Here is a 9,083-nt window from a genome sequence, read left to right as displayed (position 1 = left end):
GGTACGCTGGGGATAACAGGCTGATGATGCCCAAGAGTCCATATCGACGGCATCGTTTGGCACCTCGATGTCGGCTCATCACATCCTGGGGCTGGAGCAGGTCCCAAGGGTTTGGCTGTTCGCCAATTAAAGAGGTACGTGAGCTGGGGTTAGAACGTCGTGAGACAGTTCGGTCCCTATCTGCCGTAGGTGTAGGAGAATTGAGAGGATCTGTCCTTAGTACGAGAGGACCGGGATGGACGCACCTCTAGTGGACCTGTTGTCGCGCCAGCGGCATAGCAGGGTAGCCAAGTGCGGACGGGATAACCGCTGAAAGCATCTAAGCGGGAAGCCTACCTCGAAACTAGTTCTCCCTTGAGAGCCGTGGAAGACCACCACGTTGATAGGCTGGGTGTGGAAGCGCAGCAATGCGTGAAGCTAACCAGTACTAATAGCTCGATCGGCTTGATTGCTTTCATTGTCAGTGCCCATCCTTTTCATCGCGCTACCGGCCTCTGGCCTATTTGAGCGCGAAGAGAAGAGATGAGTGTTGAGACCAGATTTGAAACCGCCCTTCGCTGGCCTGGTGATTTTGGCGGAGCGTGACCACCCGATCCCATCCCGAACTCGGCCGTGAAAAGCTCCAGCGCCGATGGTACTAAGTCTCAAGGCTTGGGAGAGTAGGTCGTCGCCAGGCTTGCCAAGGGCGGTTTCAAAACTTCTTCGTTGCGTTCTTGGCCTTTGGCCTGTTTGAACGCGCGATTGTTGCGCTACCGCGGATCGCGTCGAGCGCAGCACGGGCTCCCAGAGCCCTCATCGAGAATACGCGCTCTATAGAGCGCGTTCCCCTCTTTCACGAGTTGGTTTCGCCAGAAATGGCAGCCACGATAAGAACCGCCGCTGGAGAAATCCCGCGGCGGTTTTTCTTTTTCGTTGCGCTATCGGCCTCTGGCCTACTTGAGCGCGGCTTGTTGGTTGGCGTTATCGGCCTCTGGCCTACTTGAGCGCGGCTTGTTGGTTCGCGCTGCCGGCCCCCCGGCTTAGCAAGCGCGGCTTGCGCGGATTTTTCGCGCCCCGAGGCATTGCCGCGCTCTGGTGCCGCGGGCCATAGTCCCGGCCAAGATCCAGCAGGCAAAGGGAGACCAGAGCAGCATGTCCGATCGCATTGTCTTGAGAGTGGGCGAGAGCCTCGTCGCCGGCGGACCGCCGGGCACGGCCGCGGAACCGGAAGTCGCTATCGGAGAAATGGACGGGCCGTTCGGCTCCGCCTTTGCCAACCTGCTCGGCGATCAGGTCAAGGGGCATTCCCGCGTCTTGGCGCTGCTCAACACCGACGTGATGGTGCGCCCGCCCACGCTTTGTGTCAGCAAGGTCACCGTCAAGGACTCGCGCTACACCAACATCCTCATGGGCACGGTGCAATACGCCACGGCCATGGGCGTGCTCGATGCCGTGCGTTCCGGCGACATTCCCAAGGACAAGTGCGACGAGCTCGGCATCATCGTTTCGGTGTGGCTCAATCCCGGCATCGTCGAGGTCAAGGATCTCGACCATCAGGTGCTGTTCGACATCCACCGCAAGGCCACCACGCAGGCCATCCACAAGGCGATGACCTTCCAGCCCTCGATCGACTGGCTGCTGGAGAACCAGGACAAGGTCGTCCACAAATATTTCGAGAAGGGCCTCAAAGGCGAGTAGCGCCACACCTCTAGAGAAGACCTCCCAAAGCCGCCGGCGGGATCTCCCACGGGGGCTTTTTCATGTCTTCGGCTAGCGGCCTTCCAGCTCGGATTCGCAGGCGAGCGAGGTGGCGGCGAGGCTGGATGCGGGGTCGCAGGGCTGAGCCGGCCCGCCGTGCGCGGCCACGGTCGTGGCCCGCTGGTAGAGAGACTGGATGAACCCCTGCTTCGGGGACGAGGCCGCCGCGACGGTCCCGGTATATTCGCTCTGCCAGCGGCGCCCCATCTTGAGATAGAAAGCGTTGCCGCCGGCCACTGTCACGTACCTGGCCGGGTAGGGGTTCTTGTAGCTCGCCATGTGGAAGTGCATGGCCTTGCCGACCGGCGCGTAGCGCTCGCCGCTCATAATGGCGTCGGCGGCGCGTGCGGCCGGGGCCGCCTGCCGAGCATCGACCGCCCGGGTTAGGACGCCCGGCGCGAACTGGCGGTGTTGACCCACGACGCCGCAAATCGTGCTCGGGAAGCGCGCCGAATCCACCCGGTTCATCACCACCGTGCCGACCGCCATGAGCCCCTCTGGGCTCGAGCGGTTGGACTCGAAATACATGGCCCGCACGAGGCAGTCCCGCTCGGTCAGGTTGGAGGTGTCGACGGCTCCACCATGTGGCGCGCGGCCGCTACAGCCGGCCATAGCCAGCCCGCACAGCAAAGCTAGGAGAAGTGCCCCCCTCATGTCCCCCCTCGTCGGCAAAGCGCCTCGGAGTATTGTCGGAAAAGGTTGCGGCTAGATTGAGGGCGGGCGGGCTTAATCGAGGGGTTGGAGCAAGCCCTCTTTGACCAGCCGGCGGACGAGGACCAGCTTGCCGGCATCGTCGAGGCTACTCGGAAGATCGCGTACCCGGAATCGTGGCGACTAACCGCGGCGAACGGTCCGCCGGACGCCATCTTTCGGATCGGCGGCGGCCGCGCTACCATGGTCCCGTAGGGTCGAGGGATCATCGAATTTCCGTCCGGGCGCGGGCTTCCTTAGGGGCTCACTGTCCATTTTGTGCCACGGAATCATGCACCTCTTGGCGCGTCCGCATGAGCAAACAAGAAGTCTGGAAGTCTCTCCCGCATGGTCATTAGCTCGTTTCTCCGCCGCCGCCTCTCCCTCTTCGTGAACGGCCCGGCCTTCGCCGGCGCGATAGCCGCCCTCCTTCTGCCGCTCTCATCGGGCGCCGCGCAGGCTCAGTTCAATCCCTATCGCGTGTTCACCGATAGCGGGCCCGTGACCCAGGAAGAGAAGGACCGCCGCCAGGCCGAACGCGACGCCCTGCGCGACCGCATCAGCCCGCAATTCCGGATGGACGTGCCGTTCGTGAGTGAGGCCTCGGTCCAGGGCTTGGAGGCGGCGATCGGGCGTTATCGCCAGATTGTGGCGGCAGGCGGCTGGCCGATGGTGCGCGGGGACACGACGCTGCGGCCGGGCGACAGCAGCGCGGAGATCGTCACGATCCGCAAGCATCTCATCATGGAGGGCGATCTGCCGCCGGGCTCTGGCACGAGCGGGCGCTTCGACGATGAGTTTCGCGATGGGCTCACGCGGTTCCAGATCCGCAATGGCCTGCGCGTCTCCGGGTTCCTCGACCAGCGCACTTTGAAGGCGCTCAACGTGCCGGCGCGCGAGCGTCTGCGTCAGCTCGAGGCCAATCTGCCCCGCGTCCAGCAGCTGATGAAGATCAACCGATCTCCGCGCTACGTGCTGGTCAACGTGCCGGCCTATACGGCGCAAGCGGTGCAGGAGGGTCAGCTCGCGCTCGACAGCGCCGTCGTCGTCGGCAAGCCCTCGCGGGCCACGCCGCAGGTCGACGCCAAGATCGTCGAGGTGAACTTCTTTCCGGTGTGGAGCGTGCCCGACAGCATCGCCCGCAAGGACCTCATTCCGGCCATCCGCAAGGACATGTCGTATTTCTACGACAACAGGTTCAACGTCAGCCGAACCTGGGGGTCGGAGCCGCTGGATCCTCAGCAGGTGGATTGGATGTCGCCGCAAGTGGCCAGCTACAAGTTCCGCCAGGACCCGGGTCCGCAGAACGCGCTCGGTCTGGTGCGCATCAATATGCCGAACAAGCATGCCGTCTATATGCATGACACGCCCCTGAAGCGGCTGTTCAATCAGAGCCAGCGGGCGTTCAGCTCGGGCTGTGTCCGGGTGGAGAGCGTGTGGGAGCTCGTGGCTTGGTTGTTGGGTCCTCAGGGCTGGGACCTGGCCAAGGTCGAGGCGCAGGTGGCGAGCGGGGAGAAGGAGAACGTGAAGCTGCGCAGCTCCGTCCCCGTGCACTTCGTCTATCTGACGGCCTTCGCCAATAGCCGCGGCGTCGCCCAGTTCAGGCCCGACATCTACGGCCAGGACGCCGCCGCCGACGGTCTCGACGATCAACAGGATGCGCTGGTCGTCTCGGAGAGCCGCGCCGTCACGCCCTGAGGCGGGTTGAGCCCGGCCCATTTCCAATTTATTTACCCCGTCCGAGTCGGATGGCGACCGACCGCCGCACGCGACACCACGGCACAACATGGGCCGGGCGTGCGGTCATAAAAGGGGACCCAGGAGCAATGCGGCAAGGGACCGATACGGTGAGAGCATTCCATTCGGAGGAGGGCATAGTTCGCATGACGAGGCTGCGTCTGATCGAGATCGGCGTGGCTGTCGTGCTGACCATGGTTGCCCTTCTATTCGTCGCCTGGACAGCGTGGGCGGCGGAAGCGCATGGCATCAGCGTCACCGATGCTTGGGCGCGGCCGACCATCGGCAAGGGCCGGACCACGGCCGCCTACCTGACCATCACCAACGAAGGCACCACGGACGACGTGCTCAAGGCGGTGAAATCCCCCAGCGCCGAGCGCGTCGATCTGCACGAGACCAAGATGACCGCAGAGGGCGTCATGCAGATGCGGCCTCTCGATAAGGGGTTGCCCATCCCGGCGGGTGGCACCGCCGAGCTGAAGCCAGGCGGCACGCATGTGATGGTCATGGGGCTCAAGGCCACGCTCGCCGAAGGCGGCGACCTTCCCCTCACGCTCGAATTCGCCGAGGCGGGATCGGTCGATGTCATGGTTCCGGTGCGCAAAGGCGCCGGCGGCGATCACGCCCACTGACGTTATTTTGGTTCGCTGCTGCCGGTGCCTTCGAACCCGGTCAGCCGGCAGGTATAGACGAGGCGCACCTCGTTCTGCACCAGCGGCACGCGCTTGGCCGGAAACGCTTTGACCTCGGCGAACGCGCCCGTGACGCGCGGAGGACACAGCTTCAACGATACGTAGAGGATCGGCTCGGGCGTGCTCGGACCAAAGGGCCGCGTCATCTCGTAGTGATTATGAGGCGTGCCGCCGCGTTGCCAAACATAGAGTGGCACGGGTGAATCCCGCAGATAGTAGAGCAACTCCGCCGCCATCTCCCGCGAGCCGACAAGGACCGCCCCATAGGGGTCTTCGGCGAGCCGCTTGCGGACCACGCCGGCGGTGCCCTCCCAGCCAAGCGATGAGCGCAGAAACTTGAGCTGCTCGAACACAGGCCAGTTGTGCGCGAAGGCCGGCGCCGTCGCGATCGCGGCCGCCAGCACGAGATACAGTCCAAGTGAGACGTTGAATAGGAGGCACCGTCCGCGTTCGAGCAGGACGGCGGTGACGAAGATGCCGGCCGCAGGGTAGGCGGTCGCCGCCCAATTGCCGTGGGCGCGCGACAGCAGGGCCTGCACGATGAGGAGCGCGAGAACCGGCAGCGCGAAACAGAGCAGCAGGGTCTTGTTGGGATCGCTCGGCGCACGCAGCTCCCGAAAGCTCGCGCGGGCCAGCACGACAAGCAGGATCGGGCCGAACAAGCCGAATTGCGCGCCGAGAAACTCGAGCAGGGCGACGGGGTGAACGTAAGGGGATTGCCAGCCGATATTGGCGCCGGTGTGCTTCGCCGTGGGGAAGCCGTGCTCGGCGTTCCACACGATGTTGGGCGAGAACAGCGCCAGCGCGATCAGCACGGCGATCAGGCCGCGGCCGCCTTTTAGGGCACCGCGCGCCTCGCGGGACATCGCGGCGTGGCAAGCGATGCAGACCGGCGCGTAGATCATCGCCTGTTTGGCTAGGAGGCCGACGCCGATCGCTACGCCGAGCAGAATGGCGAAGCCCATGCTTTGCCGCTTCACCAGCATGACCCAGAAGAAGAGCATGACCGTCCATAGGAAGATCAGCGGCGCGTCTGTGGTGATGAGCAGCGAGGCATAGGAAACGCCAGGCAGGGTGGCGAAGACAAGTGCCGCCCAGAAGCCGATCCGTGCATCGAACAGCGCCCGGCCCGTGAGGAAGAGCATGAAGGCGGAGAGTGTGTAGAGGACGGGGGCGGCGGCGCGGACGCACGCTTCCGACTGCCCGCAGACTTCTCCTGCGGCGCGGATGATCCAAGCGATGAGCGGCGGCTTCGAAAAGTAGCCAAACTCGAAGTCGCGGGACCAGGTCCAGTACTGGCCTCGTCCATGACCAGGTCGATCTGCGCCGCCTTCAGCGCCACAAGCCGAAAGGCGAGCAGGACACAGAGGCAGACGGCCGTGAGGAGCAGGTAGCCCCCGTCCGAGAGCGACCGCTCCCGGCGGAGTCCATGGAATTCTTGAGCAAGGTCTCCGGTGTACACGGCCGTCGTTTCCGCTTCCCTAGTCGCGCCCATTTGGCACGGCTGTTTGTCACCTGCATGTCACCCACATCCGGTCATTCATCCGGGCGTTAAATTCGGGTCTCACAATCCGCCTTCGCGTTCCGCTTCATGTGTTTTGGGTGATGCCCATGGCAGGCAATCGGGTGCCAGACGAAGCCATGCGTCTTTCCGTTGTCATTCCGGCGTTCAACGAGGAAGGCAATATCGGCCGCCTGATCGAAGAGACCTTCGCCGCCGTGCCTGCGGCCATGCTCGGCGAGGTGATCGTGGTCGACGACGCGAGCGACGACGGCACCGGGGGCGAAATCAAGGCTCTGATCCCCCGCTACGACTCCTTGCGCTATGTGAGACATGGGCGCCGGGCAGGCCAAAGCGCCGCTCTACGGACAGCGGTGCTCGCCGCGCGCTTTCCCACCATCGCCGCAATGGACGGGGACGGCCAGAACGATCCGCACGACATCGCCGGACTCTTCGAGCGCCTCGGCGTTCCCGGCGAGGAGCCGGCGCTGGTAGGCGGCTTACGGGCGTCGCGCAAGGATACGGGCTCGAAGCGGTTCGCTTCGCGTTTCGCCAACTGGCTGCGGGACAAGGTGCTGGACGACGGCTGTCCTGACACGGGCTGCGGGCTCAAGGTCTATCAGCGGGAGGCCTATGTCGCGTTGCCTTACTTCACCAGCATGCACCGCTATCTGCCGGCGTTCTTTCTGACCTACGGGCACCAGGTGGCTTACGCGCCGGTGAACGACCGCCCGCGGCTCGCGGGCACATCCAAATACACCAATCTCGGCCGTGCGCTGATCGGCATCTATGACCTCGTCGGCGTGCGCTGGTTGCGCAAACGTACGGCGATCCCGCCTTTGGCCGAGCGGGTCGAGGGGACGGCCGACGCAGACGTTCAGGTCATAAGTCAGAGGGGATAACGGACATGTCGGGGGGAAGTCTCGTGCAATGGTGGGCGGACACGTCGATCTCCGAGCTCGTTTGGATCGGCGTGGGGCTGTTCGCGCAGACCATGTTCTCCATGCGCTTTCTCATTCAATGGATCGCCACGGAGCGCGCCCGCGTCAGCATCGTGCCGGAGACCTTCTGGTATTTCAGCTTCGGCGGCGGCTTGCTTCTGCTGAGCTACGCCATCTACCGGATGGATCCTGTGTTCATTCTCGGCCAGGCCACCGGGCTCGTCATCTATTCGCGCAATATCTACTTTATTTGGTTGGGGAAGCGGGTGATGAGCCCGCCTGAAGTGGCCTAAGCGGGGCAGGCCGGACACGCTTCGGATCGAGGGGGGCTCGATCTTGCAAATGCGCTATTTCACGCTGTGCGAACAGGCCGTGCTGGCACTGTCGCTGCTTGCGATTGGGTTTCTCCTGATCGATCCGTTCATGCTGGAGCGCGCTCGGACGCTCTCGGCCAGCGCCTGCTATTTCTTCAAACTCGTCACGGATCTTGGCCGGTCCCACTGGATGCTGATCCCCACGGCGGCGCTCATCATCTTCGCCATCGTCATGCGGCGCCGGCATCTCGGCTTTAGCAACGGGGTGGGCTATGGACTGATGATCAGCGCAGCCGGGTTCGCCTTTGTCAGCATCGCGGGGGCGGGACTTGTCTCGGTTCTTTTAAAGAACATTCTGGGCCGCGCGCGGCCCAAGCTATTCGACGCGGTGGGTCATTTCGACTTTCAGTTCTTTGCCTTCGACTCGGACTACGTGTCCATTCCCTCTGGGCACGCGACGTCCATCTTCGCCTTCGCCGCGGTGATCGGTATCTTTTGGCCGCGGGGACGATTGCTGCTCTACACGCTCGCGGCCTGGATCGCGCTGAGCCGCGTGCTGATCGGTGTCCACTACTTCACCGATACGGTGCTCGGCGCGATTTTGGGCATCTCCTTCGCCTTCTTGGTGCGGGACCGGTTCGCCGCGCGGCGCTGGCTGTTCGAATATGCGCCTGGCGGCGGGTACCGCTTACGCGCGCCGCGGGTTCGGGCGTGGTTGAACTGGCCGGAGGTTGAGCGCCGGTCCCAGGCGCATACTGGCCAAACCGCCGCGCATAGGCCGTCCCGGCCGGTCTCCTTCGCCGGCCGGCTGCGCGGGGCCTGAACCGGCTTACGCTTTACAAACCCAAGGAAAATCCCCATATAGAGGCAGATGCGCGGCGGGCCGTCTTGGCGCGCCGACTTGGCGCGCGGTAGGCCGTCTTGGACCCGATCCCGTGCTTCACATCTTCTCCGAACCTGTTATAGGTTCCCCCCTTTCGCGGCGGCTCCTCTTTGGACGCCATGCGCCGCGTGAGGCAGAGGCCGTCACTCGAAGGCCTGCAAAATTGACGCGGGGTGGAGCAGCCCGGTAGCTCGTCAGGCTCATAACCTGAAGGTCGCAGGTTCAAATCCTGCCCCCGCAACCACTGACAGTTGACTCCCTGAAGCGCCAGCTTTGGGGAGTTTTTGTTTGCTGTCGGGGCTGTCACAAACTGCCAAGATCTGAGCCAAGTCCCCATAGAGAATGGCGGCGGTGGCCTGACCTATCTCCCCGGGACGTAGCTCAATGCGGTCGATAAAGGTGCGGAGTACCTCGGCAGCCTCGGTCCTGATGGCGGGGTCGTTGAGCGCCTGTTCGAGTTGCCCGACCTTTTGGGCATACACGTCGGCTAACCGGGGATGGAGGCGGACGGTTGATGCGGGAGCTGCGCTCAGTCGAGCCTCAAGCTCTTCCTGCTGCTTCTCAAGAACCGCCAGTCGATTGCGGAGG

The 9,083-nt window shown here is 63.8% G+C and carries 8 protein-coding genes, 1 tRNA gene and 2 rRNA genes; 9 read left to right on the top strand and 2 right to left on the bottom strand.

The window, feature by feature from the left end:
• The 3 genes from ACSLE4_RS03075 to ACSLE4_RS03065 all read left to right on the top strand — a co-directional run.
• Nucleotides 1–452: ribosomal RNA gene (locus ACSLE4_RS03075) — 23S ribosomal RNA — on the top strand; the annotation flags it as partial.
• 109 nt (nucleotides 453–561) lie between these two features.
• Nucleotides 562–676: ribosomal RNA gene (gene rrf, locus ACSLE4_RS03070) — 5S ribosomal RNA — on the top strand.
• Nucleotides 677–1,131: 455 nt separating this feature from the next.
• Complete coding sequence (locus tag ACSLE4_RS03065) at nucleotides 1,132–1,677, top strand: formaldehyde-activating enzyme (protein WP_435903018.1); 546 nt, start codon at nucleotides 1,132–1,134, stop codon at nucleotides 1,675–1,677.
• 72 nt (nucleotides 1,678–1,749) lie between these two features.
• Here the strand turns inward: ACSLE4_RS03065 and ACSLE4_RS03060 are convergent, their stop codons facing one another.
• On the bottom strand, nucleotides 1,750–2,391 hold the full coding sequence (locus ACSLE4_RS03060) for a cell wall hydrolase (RefSeq protein WP_435903017.1): 642 nt from the start codon (nucleotides 2,389–2,391) through the stop codon (nucleotides 1,750–1,752).
• 384 nt (nucleotides 2,392–2,775) lie between these two features.
• Here ACSLE4_RS03060 and ACSLE4_RS03055 point away from each other — a divergent pair, with 384 nt between their 5' ends.
• Nucleotides 2,776–4,125 carry a L,D-transpeptidase family protein gene (locus ACSLE4_RS03055; RefSeq protein WP_435903016.1) on the top strand — a complete coding sequence of 450 codons (1,350 nt, stop codon included), beginning with the start codon at nucleotides 2,776–2,778 and terminating at the stop codon, nucleotides 4,123–4,125.
• Between the two features lie 185 nt (nucleotides 4,126–4,310).
• Nucleotides 4,311–4,796, top strand: a complete 486-nt coding sequence (locus ACSLE4_RS03050; protein ID WP_435903015.1) for a copper chaperone PCu(A)C — start codon at nucleotides 4,311–4,313, stop codon at nucleotides 4,794–4,796.
• Nucleotides 4,797–4,798: 2 nt separating this feature from the next.
• Here the strand turns inward: ACSLE4_RS03050 and ACSLE4_RS03045 are convergent, their stop codons facing one another.
• Complete coding sequence (locus ACSLE4_RS03045) at nucleotides 4,799–6,223, bottom strand: ArnT family glycosyltransferase (RefSeq protein ID WP_435903020.1); 1,425 nt, start codon at nucleotides 6,221–6,223, stop codon at nucleotides 4,799–4,801.
• Between the two features lie 274 nt (nucleotides 6,224–6,497).
• Between ACSLE4_RS03045 and ACSLE4_RS03040 the strand changes: the two genes are divergently transcribed.
• From ACSLE4_RS03040 to ACSLE4_RS03025, 4 genes are all read left to right on the top strand, one after another.
• The gene (locus tag ACSLE4_RS03040; protein WP_435903014.1) at nucleotides 6,498–7,259 is read left to right on the top strand and encodes a glycosyltransferase family 2 protein; all 762 of its coding nucleotides are present in this window, start codon (nucleotides 6,498–6,500) and stop codon (nucleotides 7,257–7,259) included.
• A gap of 5 nt (nucleotides 7,260–7,264) precedes the next feature.
• Nucleotides 7,265–7,591 carry a lipid-A-disaccharide synthase N-terminal domain-containing protein gene (locus tag ACSLE4_RS03035; RefSeq protein ID WP_435903013.1) on the top strand — a complete coding sequence of 109 codons (327 nt, stop codon included), beginning with the start codon at nucleotides 7,265–7,267 and terminating at the stop codon, nucleotides 7,589–7,591.
• 49 nt (nucleotides 7,592–7,640) lie between these two features.
• The gene (locus tag ACSLE4_RS03030) at nucleotides 7,641–8,435 is read left to right on the top strand and encodes a phosphatase PAP2 family protein (RefSeq protein WP_435903019.1); all 795 of its coding nucleotides are present in this window, start codon (nucleotides 7,641–7,643) and stop codon (nucleotides 8,433–8,435) included.
• Nucleotides 8,436–8,662: 227 nt separating this feature from the next.
• A tRNA-Met gene (locus ACSLE4_RS03025) sits at nucleotides 8,663–8,739 on the top strand.
• The last annotated feature ends 344 nt before the right edge of the window (nucleotides 8,740–9,083 follow it).

The organism is Methyloceanibacter sp., assembly GCF_051306395.1.
Lineage (GTDB): Bacteria > Pseudomonadota > Alphaproteobacteria > Rhizobiales > Methyloligellaceae > Methyloceanibacter.
The sequence above is the reverse complement of the archived record's forward strand: the minus strand, read 5'-3'. Positions and strand labels throughout refer to the sequence as shown.

Excerpts from the sequence above, each read along its gene's own strand:
- ACSLE4_RS03065 (WP_435903018.1), top strand. The coding sequence starts at position 1,132 with ATGTCCGATCGCATTGTCTTGAGAGTGGGCGAGAGCCTCGTCGCCGGC.
- ACSLE4_RS03060 (WP_435903017.1), bottom strand. The coding sequence starts at position 2,391 with ATGAGGGGGGCACTTCTCCTAGCTTTGCTGTGCGGGCTGGCTATGGCC.
- ACSLE4_RS03055 (WP_435903016.1), top strand. The coding sequence starts at position 2,776 with ATGGTCATTAGCTCGTTTCTCCGCCGCCGCCTCTCCCTCTTCGTGAAC.
- ACSLE4_RS03050 (WP_435903015.1), top strand. The coding sequence starts at position 4,311 with ATGACGAGGCTGCGTCTGATCGAGATCGGCGTGGCTGTCGTGCTGACC.
- ACSLE4_RS03040 (WP_435903014.1), top strand. The coding sequence starts at position 6,498 with ATGCGTCTTTCCGTTGTCATTCCGGCGTTCAACGAGGAAGGCAATATC.
- ACSLE4_RS03035 (WP_435903013.1), top strand. The coding sequence starts at position 7,265 with ATGTCGGGGGGAAGTCTCGTGCAATGGTGGGCGGACACGTCGATCTCC.
- ACSLE4_RS03030 (WP_435903019.1), top strand. The coding sequence starts at position 7,641 with ATGCGCTATTTCACGCTGTGCGAACAGGCCGTGCTGGCACTGTCGCTG.